22 protein-coding genes are annotated in these 22,108 nt (G+C 55.6%); 6 read left to right on the top strand and 16 right to left on the bottom strand.

The annotated features are described in order from the left end of the window. Positions 1-269 precede the first annotated feature (269 nt). Positions 270-1,553 (top strand): citrate synthase, encoded by a 1,284-nt coding sequence (locus tag LC417_RS06680; RefSeq protein WP_010260725.1) that lies wholly within the window; start codon positions 270-272, stop codon positions 1,551-1,553. 286 nt (positions 1,554-1,839) lie between these two features. On the opposite strand, the gene nei is transcribed toward LC417_RS06680, so the two are convergent. The 11 genes from nei to LC417_RS06625 form a co-directional block, all read right to left on the bottom strand. Further along, positions 1,840-2,628 (bottom strand): endonuclease VIII, encoded by a 789-nt coding sequence (gene nei, locus LC417_RS06675; RefSeq protein ID WP_010671297.1) that lies wholly within the window; start codon positions 2,626-2,628, stop codon positions 1,840-1,842. Positions 2,629-2,639: 11 nt separating this feature from the next. Next, positions 2,640-3,287, bottom strand: coding sequence for a pyroglutamyl-peptidase I (gene pcp, locus LC417_RS06670; protein ID WP_010671296.1), 648 nt, complete (start codon positions 3,285-3,287; stop codon positions 2,640-2,642). Positions 3,288-3,293: 6 nt separating this feature from the next. Then, positions 3,294-4,310, bottom strand: coding sequence for a DUF979 domain-containing protein (locus tag LC417_RS06665; protein ID WP_031592206.1), 1,017 nt, complete (start codon positions 4,308-4,310; stop codon positions 3,294-3,296). Continuing rightward, positions 4,310-5,038 carry a DUF969 domain-containing protein gene (locus LC417_RS06660; RefSeq protein ID WP_010671295.1) on the bottom strand — a complete coding sequence of 243 codons (729 nt, stop codon included), beginning with the start codon at positions 5,036-5,038 and terminating at the stop codon, positions 4,310-4,312. The genes LC417_RS06665 and LC417_RS06660 overlap by 1 nt, the downstream gene beginning before the upstream one ends. Before the next feature lie 53 nt (positions 5,039-5,091). Continuing rightward, a complete protein-coding gene (gene pxpA / locus LC417_RS06655) occupies positions 5,092-5,829 on the bottom strand; it encodes a 5-oxoprolinase subunit PxpA (protein WP_010260713.1) in 738 nt (245 codons plus the stop codon). Beyond that, positions 5,819-6,748, bottom strand: a complete 930-nt coding sequence (pxpC, locus tag LC417_RS06650) for a 5-oxoprolinase subunit PxpC (RefSeq protein WP_223565634.1) — start codon at positions 6,746-6,748, stop codon at positions 5,819-5,821. The genes pxpA and pxpC overlap by 11 nt, the downstream gene beginning before the upstream one ends. Beyond that, complete coding sequence (pxpB, locus tag LC417_RS06645) at positions 6,742-7,398, bottom strand: 5-oxoprolinase subunit PxpB (RefSeq protein WP_031592212.1); 657 nt, start codon at positions 7,396-7,398, stop codon at positions 6,742-6,744. The genes pxpC and pxpB overlap by 7 nt, the downstream gene beginning before the upstream one ends. Positions 7,399-7,557: 159 nt before the next feature. Continuing rightward, a complete protein-coding gene (locus LC417_RS06640) occupies positions 7,558-8,301 on the bottom strand; it encodes a type 2 GTP cyclohydrolase I (RefSeq protein WP_223565633.1) in 744 nt (247 codons plus the stop codon). Positions 8,302-8,319: 18 nt separating this feature from the next. After that, positions 8,320-9,744 carry a deoxyribodipyrimidine photo-lyase gene (gene phrB, locus LC417_RS06635; RefSeq protein ID WP_033756892.1) on the bottom strand — a complete coding sequence of 475 codons (1,425 nt, stop codon included), beginning with the start codon at positions 9,742-9,744 and terminating at the stop codon, positions 8,320-8,322. Positions 9,745-9,756: 12 nt separating this feature from the next. Then, positions 9,757-10,713 (bottom strand): 2-thiouracil desulfurase family protein, encoded by a 957-nt coding sequence (locus LC417_RS06630; protein WP_033756890.1) that lies wholly within the window; start codon positions 10,711-10,713, stop codon positions 9,757-9,759. A 154-nt stretch (positions 10,714-10,867) separates the two neighbouring features. Continuing rightward, the gene (locus LC417_RS06625) at positions 10,868-11,068 is read right to left on the bottom strand and encodes a DUF2517 family protein (protein WP_223565632.1); all 201 of its coding nucleotides are present in this window, start codon (positions 11,066-11,068) and stop codon (positions 10,868-10,870) included. Between the two features lie 257 nt (positions 11,069-11,325). Between LC417_RS06625 and kdpE the strand changes: the two genes are divergently transcribed. Further along, complete coding sequence (kdpE, locus tag LC417_RS06620) at positions 11,326-12,000, top strand: two-component system response regulator KdpE (protein WP_010260694.1); 675 nt, start codon at positions 11,326-11,328, stop codon at positions 11,998-12,000. A gap of 352 nt (positions 12,001-12,352) precedes the next feature. On the opposite strand, the gene pgm is transcribed toward kdpE, so the two are convergent. Further along, the gene (gene pgm, locus LC417_RS06615; RefSeq protein WP_223565631.1) at positions 12,353-13,993 is read right to left on the bottom strand and encodes a phosphoglucomutase (alpha-D-glucose-1,6-bisphosphate-dependent); all 1,641 of its coding nucleotides are present in this window, start codon (positions 13,991-13,993) and stop codon (positions 12,353-12,355) included. Between the two features lie 26 nt (positions 13,994-14,019). Beyond that, on the bottom strand, positions 14,020-14,568 hold the full coding sequence (gene seqA / locus LC417_RS06610) for a replication initiation negative regulator SeqA (protein ID WP_010260690.1): 549 nt from the start codon (positions 14,566-14,568) through the stop codon (positions 14,020-14,022). Between the two features lie 250 nt (positions 14,569-14,818). On the opposite strand from seqA, the gene ybfF reads away from it, so the two are divergent. The 4 genes from ybfF to fur all read left to right on the top strand — a co-directional run bounded on the left by ybfF (position 14,819) and on the right by fur (position 17,482). Continuing rightward, positions 14,819-15,583 carry an esterase gene (gene ybfF / locus LC417_RS06605; RefSeq protein ID WP_033766681.1) on the top strand — a complete coding sequence of 255 codons (765 nt, stop codon included), beginning with the start codon at positions 14,819-14,821 and terminating at the stop codon, positions 15,581-15,583. 168 nt (positions 15,584-15,751) lie between these two features. Beyond that, entirely contained in the window at positions 15,752-16,027 is a 276-nt protein-coding gene (gene ybfE / locus LC417_RS06600) for a LexA regulated protein (RefSeq protein WP_010260688.1), read from the top strand. 132 nt (positions 16,028-16,159) lie between these two features. After that, positions 16,160-16,690 (top strand): flavodoxin FldA, encoded by a 531-nt coding sequence (gene fldA / locus LC417_RS06595; RefSeq protein ID WP_010671288.1) that lies wholly within the window; start codon positions 16,160-16,162, stop codon positions 16,688-16,690. Positions 16,691-17,038: 348 nt separating this feature from the next. Further along, complete coding sequence (gene fur, locus LC417_RS06590) at positions 17,039-17,482, top strand: ferric iron uptake transcriptional regulator (RefSeq protein ID WP_009091454.1); 444 nt, start codon at positions 17,039-17,041, stop codon at positions 17,480-17,482. A 71-nt stretch (positions 17,483-17,553) separates the two neighbouring features. On the opposite strand, the gene LC417_RS06585 is transcribed toward fur, so the two are convergent. The 3 genes from LC417_RS06585 to nagE all read right to left on the bottom strand — a co-directional run bounded on the left by LC417_RS06585 (position 17,554) and on the right by nagE (position 22,032). Continuing rightward, a complete protein-coding gene (locus tag LC417_RS06585; RefSeq protein WP_010260686.1) occupies positions 17,554-17,949 on the bottom strand; it encodes a hypothetical protein in 396 nt (131 codons plus the stop codon). 235 nt (positions 17,950-18,184) lie between these two features. Continuing rightward, positions 18,185-19,852 carry a glutamine--tRNA ligase gene (gene glnS / locus LC417_RS06580; protein ID WP_010671287.1) on the bottom strand — a complete coding sequence of 556 codons (1,668 nt, stop codon included), beginning with the start codon at positions 19,850-19,852 and terminating at the stop codon, positions 18,185-18,187. 152 nt (positions 19,853-20,004) lie between these two features. Then, complete coding sequence (gene nagE / locus LC417_RS06575; RefSeq protein ID WP_033771135.1) at positions 20,005-22,032, bottom strand: N-acetylglucosamine-specific PTS transporter subunit IIBC; 2,028 nt, start codon at positions 22,030-22,032, stop codon at positions 20,005-20,007. Between the last annotated feature and the right edge of the window lie 76 nt (positions 22,033-22,108).

Here is a 22,108-nt window from a genome sequence, read left to right as displayed (position 1 = left end):
GCGCAAGTTATGTAACATTGCGATAATGAGCATTAAAAAGCATCAGGTTATTGGTTACCAAGAAGTTATGTCCTGACCGGATCTTTAACAACCGCGATATGCAGCATGTCCATGGCTCACCGGTTCCCGCTGGGAACGCGCCGCTCACTCTGTACCCTGCACCCGTTTTATCCCCGCAGAGTGATACTGTGTAGTTTTGCCAACCGCAACATGAACGCGTTTCAGGTGTCTAAAGATCCTTACCCACATAAGGCGCTATGGAGACGAAAATGACAGATAAAAAAGTAACGCTAACCCTGCAAGATGGAACATCTATTGAACTGGACGTGCTGAAAGGTACGCTGGGCCAGGATGTCGTTGATGTCCGCACTCTGGGTTCAAGTGGCCTGTTCACCTTCGATCCCGGTTTTACGTCTACCGCGTCCTGCGAATCTGCAATCACCTTTATCGATGGGGATGAAGGTATCCTGCTGCACCGTGGTTTCCCTATTTCTGAGCTGGCGACCCACTCTAACTATCTGGAAGTCTGCTATATCCTGCTGAACGGCGAAGCACCAAACCAGAAACAGTTTGATGAGTTCCGTACCACGGTTACCCGCCACACCATGATTCATGAGCAGATTACCCGCCTGTTCCACGGCTTCCGTCGCGATTCGCATCCGATGGCGGTAATGTGCGGTGTCACTGGTGCACTGGCTGCGTTTTACCACGATTCGCTGGATGTAAACATTGAGCGCCACCGCGAAATCGCAGCATTCCGTCTGCTTTCTAAAATGCCGACCATGGCAGCGATGTGTTACAAATATTCTATCGGCCAGCCGTTTGTCTATCCGCGCAACGATCTCTCCTATGCGGGTAACTTCCTGCACATGATGTTTGCCACGCCGTGCGAAGAGTACAAAGTGAATCCGGTGCTGGAACGCGCCATGGACCGCATCCTGATCCTGCATGCTGACCATGAGCAGAACGCCTCAACCTCTACCGTTCGTACCGCTGGTTCAAGCGGCGCGAATCCGTTTGCCTGTATCGCCGCCGGGATCGCCTCCCTGTGGGGACCGGCGCACGGTGGTGCCAACGAAGCGACCCTGCGTATGCTGGAAGAGATCAGCACCGTTGAGCATATTCCGGAATTTGTTAAACGCGCCAAAGACAAAAATGACTCCTTCCGTCTGATGGGCTTTGGTCACCGCGTTTACAAAAACTACGATCCACGCGCGACCGTGATGCGCGATACCTGCCATGAAGTCCTGAATGAGCTGGGTATGAAGGATGACCTGCTGGAAGTAGCGATGGAGCTGGAACACATTGCGCTGAACGACCCGTACTTCATCGAGCGTAAACTCTATCCAAACGTGGACTTCTACTCCGGTATTATCCTGAAAGCGATGGGTATTCCATCCTCCATGTTTACGGTGATCTTCGCGATGGCCCGTACCGTTGGCTGGATTGCACACTGGAAAGAGATGCACGACGAAGGCATGAAGATTGCCCGTCCACGTCAGCTCTACACCGGTTATACCGAGCGCGAATTCAGCTCACAGCTGAAAAAGTAAGGCTCAGTGGATAGCGGAGAGGGATCTCCGCCTGATGTTGCTTTAAAGCCGGGGGCGGTTGGCTGTGATACCGCGCCTGCGCAGAGAACAAGGTCAGATCGGAAAGTCGCTTAAACCATCCATGGCCGCTCGGCCCGCGCCGTCCCTGGCGCGGGACGCTTTCCTCCTCTGACCGTATTCCCTGCGCGTCAGACTTCTTCGTAGCGGCTGGACTCACCCGGATTCGAGTTTGTCAGCTGTTTGCAGTAAGAACCTTTTCCTGTTTTGTTCGTCAATGCGGTCGCCCCTATCTCTGACAACCCGGACACCAGTAAAAAGGCCGTGATGAGAGCGTGCCCTTCTCAATCACCGTGCCGCAGCGTCGGCATTTTTTGCCCTGCCGATGAAAAACCTCAAACTGAAACGCCGCTTCCTCATGATATTTCTTCATGGTTCCACGCATCCGATAGGCATGGCGCGGCACTGAAAGCAGCGCTTCGCTGAAAGCAGTCAGCTGATCGTTACTGAGATCCTGCGCCCGATGATTTGGCAGCAGCTGTGCCAGCCAGAGAATTTCGGCACGCAGGTAGTTTCCCAGCCCGGCCAGAAAAGCCTGATCCAGCAGCAGACCACTGAACTGCCGCCGCCGGAAACGGGGTGACAGCAGCCGCTCTTTCACCTCTTCCACTGTCAGCGCACTGTTCAGCACATCCGGCCCGATACGATTAAGAAACGGATGCGCCGCCAGCGTATCTGCGTTGAGCAGCTCAATATCTGAGGCGCTGTAGAGCAGAATCGCTTTGCCCGCCGTCGCCAGTCGCACCCGCAACTGACGGGTGGAATTGAGTTCGGTATCAGGTTTTACAATGCGCCAGACACCATAAAGCTGGTTATGGCTGTAGAGCGTCAGGCCATTGCTGAAATGAGTCAGCAGCGCTTTACCCCGCGTCTCAATCGCATTAACCTGCTCACCAATCAACGCCGGTTCATAGGTTTTGAGCTGAGGAAACGCGAACCACGCTTCCGTTAACGGCTGACCCACAATGGCGTCTTCAAGTTTATCCGCCACGCGGCGAATTTCCGGTCCTTCAGGCATCGTTCATCCTCTTAATGGGTGGCGCCGCCAGCCTGTCTGATATCCTCGCCGGTCTCCAGCGTAACCTTTACCGCAATTTCCAGCGCCTGAATAATGGACGCCAGCGCCATGCTCGGTGCGCCCGGATGCTGCGCCGCCTGTTCAGGCAGATAAGGAATATGGATAAAGCCTCCCCGCACCGGACTGTCATGCTGCTCAAGCCAGTGCAGCAGGCCGTACATTACGCGGTTACAGGTAAAGGTGCCCGCCGTTTGCGACACTGAAGCGGGGATCCCCGCTTCACGCACCGCCGCCACAATCGCTTTGATGGGCAGACGGGAAAAATAGGCTGCCGGGCCACCTGCTACAACGGGCTCATCCACCGGCTGATGACCGGCGTTGTCCGGGATACGGGCGTCATCGACATTAATACCAATACGTTCAACGGTAATGTCGCTACGGCCGCCCGCCTGCCCCACCGACAGAATCGCATCCGGTTTCACCTCTTCCAGCGCCTGATTCAGCACCCTGAGTACGTCGCTGAATACCACCGGCAACTGGCGGATCACTATCGTCGCCCCGCTAATCTGTTTACCTTCCAGTGCGCGCACCGCTTCCCATGAAGGGTTAATCGTTTCACCGCCAAAAGGTTCAAAGGCGGTCATCAGGACAGTTTTCATGCAACCTCACAGGAACATCAGGAAATAGAGCAGGAAAATATTAACGATTAACAGTAGCACACCGGTCGGAATCTGAGCCTTGATCACCGCGTTACGATCGGGCAGTTCCAGCAGCGCCGCCGGGACGATATTGAAGTTGGCCGCCATCGGCGTCATCAGCGTGCCGCAGTAGCCGGAGAACATGCCAATTGCCGCCATCACTGCCGGATTTCCGCCGTGCTGCAACACCAGAATCGGGATGCCGACGCCTGCGGTGATAATCGGAAACGCCGCAAAAGCATTACCCATGATCATGGTTAACAGCGCCATCCCGACGGCATAGACGGTGACCGCGACAAAGCGATTATCTACCGCCAGCCAGGTTTCTGTCAGATGCGAAATGGCGCTGCCCACGCCCGCGCTGGTAAACAGCAGCCCCAGGGTGGCAAGGATCTGCGGCAGGATAAAGGCCCAGCCAATCGAATCCAGCAGGCGACGGGTCTCCTGCATCGACTGCACCGGTTTCTCGTGGGTCAGTTTTAACGCCACCAGCCAGCCAATCACACAGCCGACCATCATTGAAAACAGCGTCACCAGCGTAGCGTGGTTACCGGGGCCGAACACCGCATCCTGCAAACCGGGAATATGGTTAAACGCCAGCACACCGACCACGGTCACGACCGGAATCGACAGTGCAGGCAGAAACAGTTTATTGCGCAGACGCAGCGCACTGGCCTGTTTCTCTTCATCGCTGCGCTGATGATAGCGACCCAGCCTGACACCGCCAAACCCGGCAATCAGCGCCATCACCACCACAATGACACCGATGCCAATGTGCAGCATACGGGTGCCCGCCGCATCTGAACCCATCCAGGCGCTCATCAGTTGCGTCGTCCAGTCACCGACCAGAAAAACCAGGCCATACAAGGCCCAGAACAGTCCGGTGGTAAAGCGACGTGGATTCGCGCTGTCACGCCAGGAAAGCACCGCCACCACCAGCAGGATAATGCCCGCCAGCCACATCAGATATTGTTGCTGGAACATTACTCACCTCCTTTGGCTTTCAGCGCCTGACGGTTCAGCTGCTGCAGCTCTCGCGCCAGTTGCCGATCCAGCCGCACCAGACGTGCCGAGTGGATCAGGAACGCGGCGACGGCAGTCGGAATGCCCCATAAGGCGATGTGCAGCGGTTCGGTCTGAATCCCGGCTGACTCCTGCATAAAGTTGTGCATAAAGATAATCGCGCCAAACGCCACGAAGATATCCTCACCAAAGAAGAGACCGACATTATCGGTCGCCGCTGACATCGCGCGCAGCCGATGGCGCAGCTCAGGTGAGATCTCGCCATAGCGGCTTTCAGTTGCTCCTTCCGCCATCGGTGCCAGCAACGGACGCACCATCTGCGGATGTCCGCCGAGACTGGTTAACCCCAGCGCGGCGGTGATTTCGCGCACAAACAGGTAGACGATCAGCAGCCGTCCGGCGGTTGCCGTTTTGATCTGTGCAATCCACGCCTGCGCCCGCTCTTTCAGTCCGTGACGCTCCAGCAGGCCAATGACCGCCAGCGGCAGCAGCAGGATCAGCGGCAGGTTGCGGGTGTTGAGAAAACCTGCCCCGAGCTTTTCCAGAATGTCCGCCAGCGGCATCATCGCGGCCAGACCGGTCACAAACCCGGCGACAATCACCACCAGCACCGGATTGAACCGTAACAGGAAGCCGACGACGATGGCGGCGATGCCCAGTAATGGCCAGAGATTTACTGCACTATCCATGGGTTTCCCTCAGAGTTGAAAAACCCGGCATACGCCGGGCTAAGTGTGGTTGTTCAGTTGCTGGTGACACGAATCTGCTGATCGGCAAACGCATCACGCAACCGCTGTGCAAATTGCAGGGCGTGCGCGCCGTCGCCATGTAAGCAGACGGTCTGTGCATTCACCGCAACCCATTCTCCGGTGATACTTTTTACTTTGCCCTGCTGCACCATCGTCAGCGTCTGACTGATAGCCTGCTGTTCATCTTCAATCAGCGCGCCCGGCTCGCTGCGCGGCACCAGCGCACCGCTACTGAGATAGCCACGGTCGGCGAACACCTCTTCCCGCGTGCGTAAGCCGTAGTGCGCCGCCGCACGAATCGATTCGCTGTTAGCCAGTCCCACCACAATCAGCTGGCTGTCGACCGCCCTGATGGCACGGGCAATGGCATCCGCCAGCACCGGATCGGCCGCAGCCTGGTTGTAGAGCATGCCGTGCGGTTTAACATGAAGCAGCCGCGCACCTTCGCTTTCCGCCAGACTTTTCAGCGCACCAATCTGGTAGATCATCTGGGCGTAGACCGTTTCCGGCGGCAGCTGCATGGCGCTGCGGCCAAAGTTCTCCCGATCGGGAAAAGCGGGATGTGCACCAATCGCGACGCCAGATGCCTGTGCCCAGCGCACCGACTGCAGCATGGTCTGCGCATCACCTGCGTGAAAGCCACAGGCGATGTTGGCGGAACTCACCAGTTGCAGCAGCGCCTGATCGCTGGCGCAGCCCTCGCCCAGGTCGGCGTTTAAATCAATTTTCATGGAGTCCCCACTTCATCTGGTCCAGTGCGCGTTGCTGATGCTGACGTGCCAGCATCGCTTCCGGCAGGGTGCAGTGAATAAAATGAATCGGCTCACCCAGCCGGATTTGTGCCAGGTGATAGAGATCGGCTTCGATAACCGAGGCGATGCGCGGATAGCCGCCGGTGGTCTGGGCATCCGCCATTAGCACGATAGGCTGTCCGTTCGGCGGCACCTGAATCACACCCGGCATCACGCCGTGTGACAGCAGCTCGCGCGGGCTCTCGCGCTCAAGCTTGCGTCCCTCAAGCCGGTATCCCATCCGGTTACTTTGCGGGCTGAGTTTCCATGCGGTACGCCAGAACGCCTGCTGCGCTTCGCGGCTGAACTCGTGATACTCCGGGCCAGGTAGTGCGCGGATGCGGTTGCCCCATAGCAGTTGCCGCACCCCGACTTTACGGTCAAACGTGCGGGTCGGTTTACCCAGCGGGAGCTGATCGCCATCCTGCAAGGTTCGCCCCTGAAAGCCGCCAAATTTTGCTTTTAGATCGGTGCTGGCAGAGCCGAGCATCGCAGGAATATCAAAACCGCCCTGCACTGCCAGATAGCTGCGCATGCCGCGCTGCGGCATCGCCAGTGACAGGAGCTGCCCCCGTTTCACCGGGGTACGCCAGCCCGTCCAGACCGGCTTGCCGTCAAGCTCCGCATGGCAGCCTGCGCCGGTCAGCGCAAACCAGCCATCGCGGGTGAACTCCGCTTTGAACTGGCCGAGCACCATCTCCAGCACTGCGCTGTCGGGATCATTGCCCACCAGCACATTGGCGGTGAACATCGCGGGATGATCCAGCACACCACCAGGGCTGATGCCATACTGACGCCAGCCGTAACGGCCCGCATCCTGAATAGTCGCGGCCAGGCCGGCTCGCAGAATGTTTAACATACGCCCTCCTGTTGCGGCACAAAGCGAACCCTGTCACCGGGACGGAGCAGCGTGGGCGGTTGCTGCAGGGGATCAAACAGCGCGGTGCGCGTCTGGCCAATCAACTGCCAGCCGCCGGGCGAAGCCAGCGGGTAGACGCCGGTCTGGCTGCCGCCGATGCCCACCGAGCCGGCGGGCACTGCAACCCTGGGCTCAGCACGCCGCGGAATGTGCAGGCGCGGATCCAGTCCGCCCAGATAGGGAAAACCGGGCTGAAAGCCGATAAAAAAGACCACATAGTCGCTGCTGCTGTGCAGCTCAACCACCTGACGGGGCGTCAGCGCGGCGTGTTCCGCCACCACCGTCAGATCGGGGCCAGACTCGCCGCCATAGATCACCGGGATCTCCACCTGACGCGACTCCGGCAACTGCGCTTCACTCTCTTCCCACCAGCGCTGAAGCCGCTCTATTGCGTCCAGCGCGCTCTGCTGGGGATCACGCAGGATCAGGGTGATGTTGTTCATGCCGGGGATCACCTCCAGCACGCTGGCATAGGCGTGCAGGCGCTGATTCAGTCCCCAGATTCGTTGCTGACTCTCCAGTGAGACCGGCGGTTCCAGCTCCAGCACGACAGCGCGTTCACCCAATAAATAACACCGTGCTCGTTGCAACAGCTACCTCCCGCTCAGTTGAGATCGCGCCTGGCCGACCTGACCGGATGCCCGGTGCAGCCCATTGCTTATCTACGTAAAGCAAACAGTTATGCGAAAGTGACAGGGATGTGTCAACAGATTTAGGTCCTGCGCAGGCGCGCAGGACAAGGGAGAGTGTCAGGCAGGATTAGGGATATCGATGAAGGACACATCAAGATCGTGGTGTTGCGCCAGCCAGTCGCCCAGCGCTTTTACGCCGCCGCGCTCGGTGGCGTGATGGCCTGCGGCAAAGAAATGCAGCCCCTGCTCACGCGCGCTGTGAATGGTCTGTTCAGAGACTTCACCGGTGATAAAGGCATCGACGCCCGCCGCCGCCGCTTGGTCGATAAAGCCCTGCCCGCCCCCGCTGCACCAGGCAATGCGACGGATCAGCGCTGGCGCGTTGTCACCACAATGCAGCGGTTCACGTCCCAGCCGCTCACCGATTCGGCGGGCCAGCTGTTCGCCGGACAGGGGCTCAGCCAGCTCACCCCAGAACACCAGCGGCATCACTTCGCCGCGCACTTCGATATCCAGCAGTTTCGCCAGCTGGGCGTTGTTGCCTAGTTCAGGATGCGCGTCGAGCGGCAGGTGCCAGCCATAGAGATTGATATCGTTGGCCAGCAGGGTCCGCAGACGACGGCGCTTCATACCTTTAATCGCGGCCGGTTCACTTTTCCAGAAATAGCCATGATGGACAATAATCGCATCGGCCTGACGCGCCACCGCCTCATCCAGCAGCGCCTGACAGGCAGTGACGCCGGTGATAATCGTTTTGATCTCGCTGCGTCCCTCAACCTGCAAACCGTTGGGGGCGTAATCGCTGAAACTGTGGCTATCGAGTTGCTGATTGATCAGCGTCTCTAATTCGTAATGGTTCATTCAGGCTCCTTCGAGGCCTCAGGCTGCGCTCTTGGCGCGCTCAAAGGCGTCTAATGTCTTTTTGCGTGCCACCTTATGATCCACGATTGGTGCCGGATAATCGAGTTTCTTATGATGCTTCTCCGCCCAGACATGGGGCTGGTGAATATCACTGTCAGGGACCCCGGCCAGTTCCGGCAGATAGTGACGGATAAAATCCCCCTTCTCATCGAAGCGCTCGCCCTGCGTGGTCGGGTTAAAGATGCGGAAATAGGGCGCCGCGTCCGTGCCGGTCGAGGCCGCCCACTGCCAGCCGCCGTTGTTCGCGGCCAGGTCACCATCAATCAGCTGCTGCATGAAATAGCGTTCACCTTCACGCCAGTCGATCAGCAGATCTTTGACCAGGAAACTGGCGGTGATCATCCGTAAGCGGTTGTGCATCCAGCCCAGCGCCTTCATCTGACGCATTGCGGCATCGACAATCGGATAGCCGGTTTTACCCGCTTTCCAGGCGTCGAAATGTGCGTCGTTACGCTGCCATTCAACGTTTCGCGTCCAGTCGATAAACGGCTTGTGTCGGCACAGCGCCGGCCAGGCAACCAGCAGATGACGGTAGAATTCACGCCAGATCAGCTCGTTCAGCCAGGTGAACGCGCGGCTGTTGTCCAGCGCATCGGGATGTTCATGCAGCACGCGATGCAGGCACTGACGTGGCGACAGTACGCCGGTAGCCAGATAAACCGACAGACGGCTGGTGGCGTCCAGCGCCGGAAGGTCGCGCTTAGCGGGATAGTCGATAACCGGTTGCGTGGCGAAATGGCGCAACCGCTTCAGCGCCGCCGCTTCGCCTGGCGGAAACAGATCCTGATCAAAGTCTTCGGTTGGATAGTCAAAGGCGGGAATCGGGGTAGCTTTCAGCGGTGCGCCTTCGCGCGCTTTCGGCGCAGGCACGCATTCAGGCAGCCCCTGCTGCAAGCGGCGGACAAAGGCTTTGCTGAACGGGGTAAATACCTTATACATCGAGCGATCGCCGCTCTGCACACTGCCGGGCGGCAGCAACAGGCTGTCATCAAAGCCCTGGCAAATCACGCCCGCGTCGTCGAGACGCTTTTCAGCCTCCGCATCGCGCTGGCGTTCATTAACTTCATACTGGTAATTGTAGAAGAGCTGATCGACCTGCTGCTTAGCGCAGAACTGCAGCAGCGCATCAATACTGTCGCTGAAGGCGTGACACGCCTGGTAGTGCAGTTCAATGCCCCGCTCCGCCAGCGCACGCTGCACCTGCAACAGACTGGCGTGGATAAACGCCGCCTGCTTCGGTGACATCTCATGCTGCTGCCACTGTGCTGGCGTGGCAAGGTAGAGCGCAATCACTTTTGCATCGCTGTCGCGGCAGGCGGCGTGCAGCGCCAGATTGTCGTTGACGCGTAAATCGTTACGCAGCCAGACCAGATGGGTGGTCATACTCCTCCTGTATTACTGTCCGTAGCGTAAGCACAAGGCTTCGGGATAGGGATCGAAATAGCGTTGCTGGGCCAGCCACGGGTGCGGGTACTCCGCCATGTAGTGTTTGAGAATGGTAATCGGCACCAGCAGCGGTTGTGTGCCCTGACGATAGCGGTCAATCAGCGTTGCCAGCTCCTGGCGCTGCGGTGAACTCAGGTGCGTGCGGAAGTAGCCCTGCACATGCATCAGCACATTGGTGTGATTGCGACGTGAGGCGGGACGTGACATCAGTTCCATCATGCGATTGCGGTACTCAAAGGCAAAGGCGTCCAGCGACTCCCACTGGCTCATGGAGGCGACAAAGGGTCCCAGCTCGCGGTATTTCTCCTGCGAATGCGCCAGCATCATCAGCTTGTAACGGCTGTGGAAGGCGATCAGTCCCTGCCGGGTCAAACCGCTTTCCCACATCTGATTAAATTCATGCAGCGCGCAGACACGACCGATAAAGTTCTCACGCAGGGCGGGATCGTGCAGACGACCATCTTCTTCCAGCGGCAGCCAGGGCATCTCGCGCTTCAGGAATTCAGTAAAAATACCGGTGCCTGCTTTGCGGTTATTGTTGTTATCGGGCTCATAGACCCGCACCCGCTCCATGCCACAACTGGGTGATTTGGCGCAGAGGATATAGCCACAGAGGTGATGCAGCGATTTTACCCGCTCAGCAGACCAGTCACGCATCTGCGTTGTAACCTCTTCTCCGCCATCTTTGCTGAAGCAGAGATGCAGCTCATCATCGCCCTGCTTCACCAGACGCAATGCCGGGCGCGGCGTTGGCAGACCAATCGCCATCTCAGGGCAGATGGGCTCAAAACGGACAAATGGGGTGAGATCGTCGGTCGCAAAAGTAAGACGCTTATGCCCACCATCAAATCTGACGCGGTCGCCGAGCAGGCATGCACTGATTCCAACGGGGATTTTTTTGCTCATACTTGTACAACCTCCGAAATCTTGTAGAGGTTTAAGTGTAGCGTAAAATGGTCAGGAATAAAGGGTTAAAACGGGATTCCGGATCGCTTATTCTCAGAAAAAACGCAAAAAAAAGCCCGGTCAGTTGACCAGGCCTGTTTTGCGGCAGGGGAAATCACCAGAACGCGCCACCACCCGCTTCAGCCTGCGCCAGCCAGACCGGCTTGGCGCTGGTCTTACACCAGACGCGGTGCAGATAGCTGTAGAAACGTGCCCGATCCTGTCGAAACAGCATAACAGGAAGCGCCAGTACGCCGAGAAGAACCACCAGCGTACGTCGCGCAATAATTTTATAACGTGGATAAGCCCAATACATGGTTTCTCCTCCCGGTAAGTGAAATAGTGTGAATGTGATCTGTGTTCAACTTTACGCCAGGTTGTGTAATTTTACTACTCATCTGACCACTTATTTATCGCTATTTTTGCTGTTTAAGAATTAACCTGTAATTAAGTTACAAAAAGGTTACCGCCTGGTTGCGTGAGCGTTGAAAGGGCCGACAGATTATGGTCGCGGACGCCAGCATAAAATGTTGATAAAGTAGCGCTTCGGTCCCCACTCAAGGCAGGTATTGCGTGACCACGGTTTTGATCGTTGAAGATGAAAAAGAGATCCGGCGCTTTGTCCGGCTGGCGCTGGAAAATGAAGCCCTTAAGGTGTTTGATGCCGATACGCTGCAACGCGGACTGATTGAAGCGGCGACCCGCAAGCCGGACTTAGTGATCCTGGATCTGGGTCTGCCGGATGGAGATGGCACCGATTTCATTCGTGACCTGCGACAGTGGAGCGCCATACCGGTGATTGTGCTGTCAGCGCGCAGCGATGAGCAGGATAAGATCGCCGCACTGGACGCGGGGGCAGATGACTATCTGACTAAACCCTTTGGCATTGGCGAACTGCTGGCGCGCGTCCGGGTTGCGCTGCGTCGTCATAGTGGCCAGCAGCCGGATGCCAGGGTGACGTTCGCCGACGTCAGCGTCGATTTCGCCGCACGACGGGTACAGCGCGGCAGCAGCGAGATTCACCTTACCCCGATTGAATTTCGTCTGTTGAGTATTCTGCTTAACAATGCCGGCAAGGTGCTGACGCAGCGGCAGTTGCTGAGCCAGGTCTGGGGACCCAATGCGGTTGAGCACAGCCACTATCTGCGCATCTATATGGGACATCTGCGCCAGAAACTGGAAGCCAATCCGACACAACCGGCTCATCTGCTGACGGAAACCGGGATCGGCTATCGCTTTATGCCATAAAAAAAGGCGCCAGAGGCGCCTTCAGAGTGCTGATAAAGCCAAATCCTGTGAATCTCACCGCAATGAATAAATTCAAAGCGCAGGGAACACGGCCAGAAGAGGAAAGCGTCCCACGCCAGGGACAAAAACGCCGGGAGCGTTTTTGAACAACGCAACGCGTTGGCCCGGCAACGGGCGCACCTCAGGGATGAGGTGCGTAATCGCGTGGGCCGAGCGTGTCATGGATGACGGCTTTTGCGTCTTTCCGATCTGGCCGCGTTTCCTGAGCTAGCTACACGGCCTCACAGCGATGAAGGCCGCGCTTTACCAGCAGTCTGAGGCGCGCGATGCGCCTCTTTATCTGCCCGACTAATCAGGCGTTTTTCAGCACTTCGCTGACAATCTCAACGGCTTCTTTCTCAATCTGCGCGCGGTGTTCAGCGCCCAGGAAGCTTTCACAGTAGATTTTGTAAGCGTCTTCGGTGCCTGAAGGACGGGCAGCAAACCAGCCATTCTCCGTCATCACTTTCAGACCGCCGATAGATGCACCATTACCTGGCGCGGCAGTCAGACGAGCGGTGATAGGATCACCCGCCAGGGTATCAGCGCTGACCATCTCCGGTGACAGCTTCGACAGCGCGGCTTTCTGCGCTGAGGTGGCTGATGCCTGCAGACGGTTGTAGCTTGGTGCGCCAAAGCGCGCTGCCAGTTCGTCATAGTGCTGCTGCGGGTTTTTACCGGTCACTGCAGTAATTTCAGCGGCCAGCAGACACATGATGATGCCATCTTTGTCCGTAGACCACGGCGTACCGTCGAAACGCAGGAATGAAGCGCCTGCGCTCTCTTCGCCACCGAAACCGAGGCTGCCGTCATACAGACCATCAACAAACCATTTGAAACCCACCGGCACTTCCACCAGCTTGCGACCAATCTCGTTGACCACACGGTCAATCATGGCGCTGGAGACCAGAGTTTTACCCACGGCAACATCCTGACCCCACTGTGGACGGTGCTGGAACAGATAGTTAATCGCCACCGCCAGATAGTGGTTTGGATTCATCAGACCCGCCGGGGTCACAATGCCGTGACGGTCATAATCGGGATCGTTGCCGAACGCCAGATCGAACTTGTCACGGTAAGCCAGCAGGCCTGCCATTGCGCTTTCAGACGAGCAGTCCATGCGGACCACGCCATCTTTATCCAGATGCATAAAGCGGAAGGTCTGATCGACCGCGTCATTTACCAGCGTCAGATCCAGCTTGTAGTGCTCAGCAATACGCTGCCAGTAAGCAATACCGGAACCACCCAGTGGATCCACACCCAGCTTCAGGCCTGCTTTCTGAATCGCCGGGAAGTCGATAATCTCTGCCAGACCTTCAACATAAGGCTGGATCAGATCTTTCTCGACCACATGACCGCTGGCCATCGCCTGCTCCAGCGGCAGACGTTTCACCTCTTTCAGGCCATCTTTGATCAGCTGATTGGCACGATCTTCAACCACTTTGGTGACGTTGGTATCAGCAGGTCCGCCGTTAGGTGGGTTGTACTTGATGCCGCCATCTTCTGGTGGGTTATGCGACGGCGTAATCACGATGCCGTCAGCCAGCGCGCCACCCGCTTTGTTGTGCTCAAGAATCGCATTCGAGATCGCAGGGGTCGGCGTATAGCCATTATCCTGCTGCACAATCACATCAACGCCGTTCGCCGCCAGCACTTCCAGAACAGACAGGATGGCGGGTTCTGACAGCGCATGGGTGTCTTTACCGACGTAGCAAGGCCCGGTGATACCATTCTTTTTACGCTCTTCGGCAATCGCCTGAGCGATCGCCAGAATGTGCATCTCGTTGAAGCTTTGACGCCCTGCACTGCCGCGATGGCCGGAAGTGCCAAATTTCACCGCATGTTCCGGGTTCGCCACATCGGGCTGCAGGACATAATATTGTGACGTTAATTGTGCAACGTTAATCAAATCGCTCTGCTGGGCGGGTTGCCCGGCACGTGGGTGATTGGCCATTGGCGCTGCTCCCTGACGCTTAAGTTTTAAATGGTGCCGCAAACTTTCTCGGTCAGTTCCGCAGGGAACTGCATCGAGAGCATGATGTGTTCGATCATGCTGCATTTACGACCAGTATTGGTGTTGGTGATCACCCAGTACGGCGTGCCGGGCACATGCTTCGGCTTAGTATGGGTGCCATTCTGCAACAGCGTATGCTCATCACCTGCAAAATAGACGCGGGTGCGGCCCTGCAGAGATGCAGTAGCTTCAGCAAAGGCTGCGGTATCAAGACGATAGAGCGTTGACAAGATAAGCATAAAGCGATTCACCGCCCGCTTCTGCTCCGCATATTCATCGGAAAGCAGCAGCTCGCGCACCGCGCGGACACGATCCTGCGGGCGCGAACCCACAGACGCAGGCTGGGACTCTTTCGCTGCATCTTTTGAGGCTGGCTGTGCAGGCGAAGCGGGTGCAGTCTGACCGGCCGTGAACTTCAGCATGCGACGCAGAATGTCGGATGCGCTTTCACCAATGTGTTGCGTGTGGCTGGCAATATAACGGTAGAGCTCTTCGTCAACTTCGATCGTTTTCATCTTATTCCGTACGGTTCTTTCTCATGACAGAACCACCTGTTTCCTGAAAAGCTCTGAGTATAGTCAGGCAATTCAAAGGGTGTGTGGGTTCTAACATCAGGATTATAAAGTTAAAGTCAGGCGGGTTGATAGCAATCAAACGGTTTACGGGCAAAAGTCAGAATATGTCCTAATGCCGCCGGAACCGGCGCGCCTGAAAAGGTGAAACCATGATAACCTAAGCTCAGGTCTCAAACTTAAGAACTTTGCTATGATTTTGAACGCCCGTCTGCAAACTGAACAATCCCCTGCTGATTCTCTGCCCATCCTGCTTATTCACGGTCTGTTTGGCAGTCTCGATAACCTTGGCGTGCTGGCGCGCGGGCTGAAAGATGCCGGTCCGTTGCTGCAGGTAGATGTCCGCAACCACGGACTTTCACCACGATCTGACGAGATGAACTACGCTGTAATGGCGCAGGATATGGTCGAAACACTGGATGCACATGGCATTGATCGTGTCGCGGTGATCGGACACTCGATGGGCGGTAAAATCGCCATGACCATGAGCGCGCTGGTGCCGGAACGCATTGAGCGCCTGGTGATGATCGATATCGCCCCGGTGGATTACCAGACGCGCCGTCATGACCAGATATTTGCCGGCATTCGTGCCGTCACCGATGCGGGCGTCTCATCCCGCAGCGAGGCGGCGAAGGTCATGCGAACGCTGATAGAGGAAGAAGGGGTGATCCAGTTCCTGCTGAAATCCTTCCAGGAGGGGGAGTGGCGCTTCAACGTCCCGGTGCTGTGGGATAACTACACCACGATCTCTGGCTGGCAGCCGGTTCCCGCCTGGAATCACCCGGCGCTGTTTATTCGCGGCGGCGACTCCAGCTACCTGGATAACAGCTATCGCGATGCGTTGCTGCAGCAGTTCCCGGCCGCTCAGGCGCATGTGATCGGTGGCGCAGGACACTGGGTTCATGCAGAGAAACCCGATGCCGTTTTGCGCAGTGTCCGTCGCTTTTTTGCGCTTTAAAAGCAAATAGATGGCGGTAAAGGTTTAGGATTGGCGTCCGGCGTAAGCGTGAAGTATGATGGCGCGCTAAAATTTTGCCGCGGGTCAGTTTTGCTGCGGCAATGGCCAATAATTTATAATCTGCGCGGTGAGTGTCTGGCGCCCGCCCCCATTCAGTTTTACTAAGCCATGGCAAAAGAACAGACTGACCGCACGACGCTCGATCTCTTTGCTGATGAGCGCCGCCCTGGTCGACCCAAAACCAGTCCGCTTTCGCGTGATGAACAGCTGCGCATTAACAAGCGCAATCAACTGAAACGTGACAAAGGACGCGGGCTTCGTCGTGTCGAACTGAAAATGAACAGTGACGCCGTCGATGCACTCAATACGCTGGCAGAACAGCGCAATCTCAGCCGTAGCGAACTGATAGAACAGATGCTACTGGCACAGCTCAAACTGGATTAATGCGGGCAAATCGCACGCAGAGGCAAATGTCGGGGCTTTAACCGTTCACCGGTTTTCTCTCGTCTGCTATTATTCGCTGAAATGTGCTGCGGCACACATCTCATCATCAGGATTTAAGAGGTTATTTTACTCATGGCACTCGTAGGCATCTTCTTCGGCAGCGATACCGGCAATACCGAAAACATTGCAAAAATGATCCAGAAACAGCTGGGTACAGATGTTGCAGAAGTCCATGACATCGCAAAAAGCACAAAAGAAGATCTGGAAGCGTTTGATATCCTGCTGCTGGGTATTCCGACCTGGTACTACGGCGAAGCGCAGTGCGACTGGGATGACTTTTTCCCGACGCTGGAAGAGATCGATTTTAACGGCAAGCTGGTTGCGCTGTTTGGCTGTGGCGACCAGGAAGATTACGCAGAGTATTTCTGTGATGCCATGGGCACGATTCGCGACATTATCGAACCGCACGGTGCCGTCATTGTCGGACACTGGCCAACTGAAGGCTACCACTTCGAAGCCTCGAAAGGCCTGGCCGATGACACCCACTTCCTGGGCCTGGCCATTGACGAAGATCGCCAGCCTGAGCTGACCAGCCAGCGTGTGGAGCAGTGGGTTAAGCAGATTTTTGATGAACTGCAGCTGAAAGAGATCATCGAAGCCTGATCCTGCCCGACTCAATGTGAGCGCCAGCTCACATTGAGGCAATGAAAATGCCTATAGAAATAATAGCCACATTTTTTTAACTTTCTCCGTTTAATCTGTAGAATACCCGCATCGATCTTCCGCTTATTTTCTCAGGCGGCAAGACTAAGTGATGTGCTAACAGACCTCTGTCAGAATCTTCCCCGGCCCGGTGACGAACCCCCAATAGCCCATGATGATTCTGACACGCCCTCTGGTTTTCATTTCATCGCTTCAGTTCTATAATGAGACGCAAATGAGAATGAGCACAGATCGACATTCAAGGCGATAAGCCACAAAAGTGAATATTAGTAACAGGACAAAATCCGCATGACTGACAACAACACCGCATTAAAGAAGGCTGGCCTGAAAGTAACGCTGCCCAGACTGAAAATTCTGGAAGTGCTTCAGGAACCTGAGTGCCATCACGTCAGTGCGGAAGATTTGTATAAACGCCTGATCGACATTGGCGAAGAGATTGGCTTGGCGACCGTTTACCGTGTTCTGAACCAGTTTGATGATGCCGGTATTGTGACTCGTCACAACTTTGAAGGCGGCAAGTCTGTCTTCGAACTGACGCAGCAGCATCACCACGATCACCTGATCTGCCTGGATTGCGGCAAGGTTATCGAGTTCAGCGACGAATCGATTGAAACGCGTCAGCGTGAAATCGCGACCCGCCATGGCATCAAGCTGACCAACCACAGCCTCTATCTCTATGGACACTGTACGCTGGGCGATTGCCGTGAAGACGAAACGCTGCACGACCAGTAACGCTGGCGCGGCCTGAAATAAAAAAACCGGTGAATTCACCGGTTTTTTTTCGTCTGTTTTCGGCCCTCACCTCACGCGACCAGCGTCTCCTGCAGATAGCGCCAGCGTGGAATGGAGCTGCTGCAATCCAGAATGGCCAGCGAAATGCGGCTCTGGTTATTGCCGTTCATCATCTGCATTTCGCGATACTGTACGACGATCTCTTTTTCATGATGAGAGAGAATGACATGTTCACAGGTGGCAATGCGCATCCCTTCCCGCTGCCCTTGTAACTGCTGAAAAAGATCCTCAACCTCGTTCAGATTGTACTCTTTGCCCTTTGGGGTCACCATGCGAAATTCAGGATGAAAATAGGACATCAGCAGCTGGAAACTGTCATCAGATCCGGCTGGCTGATTAAAAATACGTTCAATGAGCTGATGTAAAACGACGACACTGTGTTTGGCTTCCTGGGCGAGAACTGTCATTTTTTTTCCTTCTGTAACCCGCTTTGCAACCTCTGAGAGCGGATAGCCTACCTGAAAGCTGACAATTCACATCCTGAAATTGATTAATTTTTTTAAACTCAGATTACTCCCACAAGTCGGTATTGAACCGGTTGTGGTTAGTGCAGAATAAACGTCGGCGATGGTAAAAATCGGGGCAATAAAAAAGGGCGATAAATCGCCCTTTTGTCATTTTATGAGGTCAGCCCCAAAAAATTTATTCGCCCGTTTTGGTCCAGGTATCACGAAGACCGACGGTGCGGTTAAACACCAGTTGCGTCGGTTTCGAGTAAACGCTGTCGGCGCAGAAATAACCTTCACGTTCAAACTGAAACGGTGTTGTCGGTTCCACATCGCGCAGGCTGGGTTCAACAAAGCCGTTTTTGATGGTCAGTGATTCAGGATTAATGACCGCCAGGAAATCCTCTGCAGCAGCCGGGTTTGGCACACTGAACAGACGATCATACAGACGGAACTCAGCTGGCTGCGCGTGATCCGCAGAAACCCAGTGAATCACGCCTTTGACTTTGCGGCCATCGGCTGGATCTTTGCTCAGCGTATCAACATCGCTGGTGCAGTAGATGCAGGTAATGTTGCCCGCTTCATCTTTGGCGACCCGCTCAGCACGAATCACATAGGCGTTACGCAGGCGGACTTCTTTGCCCAGCACCAGACGCTTATATTGTTTGTTCGCCTCTTCACGGAAATCCGCGCGATCGATCCAGATCTCGCGGCTGAACGGCACTTCACGCGTGCCCATCTCCGGTTTACCCGGATGATTTGGCATGGTGACGATTTCGCTATGGCCTGCTGGCAGGTTTTCGATCACCACTTTAAGCGGATCTAAAACCGCCATGGCGCGGGGCGCATTCTCGTTAAGATCATCACGGATACAGGACTCCAGCGAAGCCATCTCCACGATGTTATCTTGCTTAGTCACGCCAATACGACGGCAGAACTCACGGATAGAAGCGGCGGTGTAACCACGACGACGCAGACCTGAAACGGTCAGCATGCGCGGATCGTCCCACCCTTCTACGTGCTTCTCGGTCACCAGCTGAGTGAGTTTACGTTTCGACATCACCGCATACTCCAGATTCAGGCGCGAGAATTCATACTGACGCGGATGAACCGGAATTGTGATGTTGTCCAGCACCCAGTCATAGAGACGGCGGTTGTCCTGAAACTCCAGCGTACAGAGCGAGTGCGTAATGCCTTCCAGCGCATCGGAGATGCAGTGGGTAAAGTCATACATCGGGTAGATGCACCACTTATTGCCGGTCTGGTGGTGTTCCGCGAACTTGATGCGGTAAAGCACCGGATCGCGCATCACGATGAAATTAGAGGCCATGTCGATTTTGGCGCGCAGACAGGCGGTGCCTTCGGCAAACTCACCGTTTCGCATCTTCTCAAACAGCGCCAGATTCTCTTCCACGCTGCGATCGCGATAAGGGCTGTTTTTACCCGGCTCTTTCAGGGTGCCGCGATATTCACGAATCTCATCCGGACTCAGTTCATCAACATAGGCCAGTCCTTTGGAAATCAGCTCGATGGCATAGTTGTAGAGCTGATCGAAATAGTTTGATGAGTAACAGACCTCACCGCTCCACTCAAAACCCAGCCACTGAACGTCACGCTTGATGGATTCAACGAATTCCATATCCTCTTTAACCGGATTGGTATCGTCGAAACGCAGGTTGCATTGCCCCTGATAGTCCTGGGCGATGCCAAAATTCAGACAGATCGATTTCGCATGACCAATATGCAGATAGCCATTGGGCTCCGGCGGAAAACGGGTATGCACGCTGCTGTGCTTACCGCTCGCCAAATCTTCGTCAATGATCTGACGAATAAAGTTAGTTGGGCGGGCTTCAGCCTCACTCATCTCAAAAATCCTCAATACGAATAACGGGTGATTTGTACCACGAAGTAACGGAGTATGATCCACAAAGCGTCTGAGGGAAACAACCGTTTGTTAAGCCTTTAAAACAAAAAAGGCAGGAATCGCTTCCTGCCTGTGGGGTTCTGTTGCGGGGATTAGCCTTTCACTTCATACAGCGGGGTTTCCCCTGCTATTACCTGACCCTGTGCCAGTAAAGTCAGACCGGCGAAATCGTCGCTGTTGCTGACCACGACCGGACTCACCATTGAGCGGGCATTGGCGTTAAGGAATTCAAGGTCCATCTCCAGTACTCGCTGACCGGCGACCACGCTGGCCCCCTCTTCAACCAGACGGGTGAAGCCTTTACCTTCCAGCGCCACGGTATCCAGCCCCATGTGCACCACAATCTCCACGCCATTGTCGGTTTCCAGACAGAAGGCATGATTGGTGTTAAAGATTTTCACCAGCGTACCGGCAATCGGTGCCACTACCCATTTGTCGCTGGGCTTGATCGCCAGACCGTCACCCACCGCTTTGCTGGCAAAGGCTTCATCCGGCACATCATCCAGCGCCACGACTTCACCGCTGACCGGCGCCAGCAGCGTGGCGATGACCTGCTTCTCACTGTTCAGCACCGCCTGCGGTTTAACGTCCGGCTCGGCCGGCGCACTGCTGGTAGCCGCTGCAGCGACCGGACCTTTGGTCAGCACTTTTTTCATGGCCGAGGCGATGCTTTCTGCCTGGGTACCTACGATGATCTGCACGCTCTGTTTGTTAAGACGGATCACGCCGGACGCGCCAAGGCGCTTAGCAACCGCCTCATTCACCTGCGCCGAGTCATTCACGTTAAGACGCAGACGGGTGATACAGGCATCGATGCTGGTTAAGTTAGCTGAACCACCAATCGCCCCAATGTAGCGGCGCGCCAGTGACTCTGTGGCACTTTCACCGCTATCCGTTTTATCAACGTTAACGTCATAACCATCAGTTTCATCACCATCAACCGCCAGCTCGCGGCCCGGCGTCATCAGGTTGAATTTTTTGATGGTAAAGCGGAACACCACATAATAGATAACGAAGAAGACCAGACCCTGCGGGATCAGCATGTACCAGTGTGTCGCCAGCGGATTACGGGTCGACAGCACCATATCCACCAGCCCGGCGCTGAAACCAAATCCGGCAATCCAGTGCATGCTGGCAGCGATGAAGACAGAAATACCGGTCAGGACGGCGTGGATCAGATAAAGCACGGGTGCTACGAACATGAAGGAGAACTCCAGCGGTTCGGTAATACCCGTAAAGAAGGCAGCAAACGCCGCGGCCAGCATGATACTACCCACTTTGACGCGGTTCTCAGGACGCGCACAGTGGTAGATAGCCAGCGCAGCACCCGGCAGACCAAACATCATGATCGGGAAGAAGCCCGCCTGATAACGACCGGTGATGCCGACAGTTGCCGATCCGTCAGCCAGTGACTGTGCACCGCCAAGGAATTTAGGAATGTCATTAATGCCCGCAACATCGAACCAGAACACCGAGTTCAGGGCGTGATGCAGACCGACCGGAATCAGCAGGCGGTTAAAGAAGGCGTAGATACCGGCACCGGCAGAGCCGAGCTTCTGGATATGTTCACCAAAGTTAACCAGACCATTAAACACCACGGGCCAGATATACATCAGGATAAAAGCGACAAAGATCATCAGGAACGAAACGAGAATCGGCACCAGCCGGCGTCCGCTGAAGAAAGAGAGTGCCTTAGGCAGTTCAACGTGGCTGAAGCGGTTATAGACCTCTGCCGACAGAATACCGACAAGGATGCCGACAAACTGGTTTTCAATTTTGCCAAAGGCTGCTGGCACCTGATCCAAAGGAATTTTCTGAATCATCGACACTGCAGCTGGTGAGCAGAGCGTGGTGACCACCAGAAAGCCGACATAGCCAGTCAGGGCAGCGGCACCATCTTTATCTTTTGACATGCCGTAGGCTATACCGATCGCAAACAGCACCGACATGTGCTCAATGATTGCCGCACCCGACTTGATCAGCAATGCCGCCAGCGCATTACCTGCGCCCCAGCTGTCTGGATCGATCCAGTAGCCCACGCCCATTAATATCGCTGCTGCTGGCAGGGTTGCTACCGGCACCATCAGTGCGCGCCCCACCTTTTGTAAGTAACCTAACATATCCCCTTCCCCCTATGAGCCTGACTTGTCGCTTTGCGCTGCTTAATGTTGTTATGTCAGCTGCAAAGATCGTTAA

Origin of the sequence: Pantoea sp. OVA07A, assembly GCF_019969975.1 — a bacterium.
GTDB lineage: Bacteria > Pseudomonadota > Gammaproteobacteria > Enterobacterales > Enterobacteriaceae > Pantoea > Pantoea agglomerans.
This window is presented reverse-complemented; position numbering and strand designations above follow the sequence as displayed.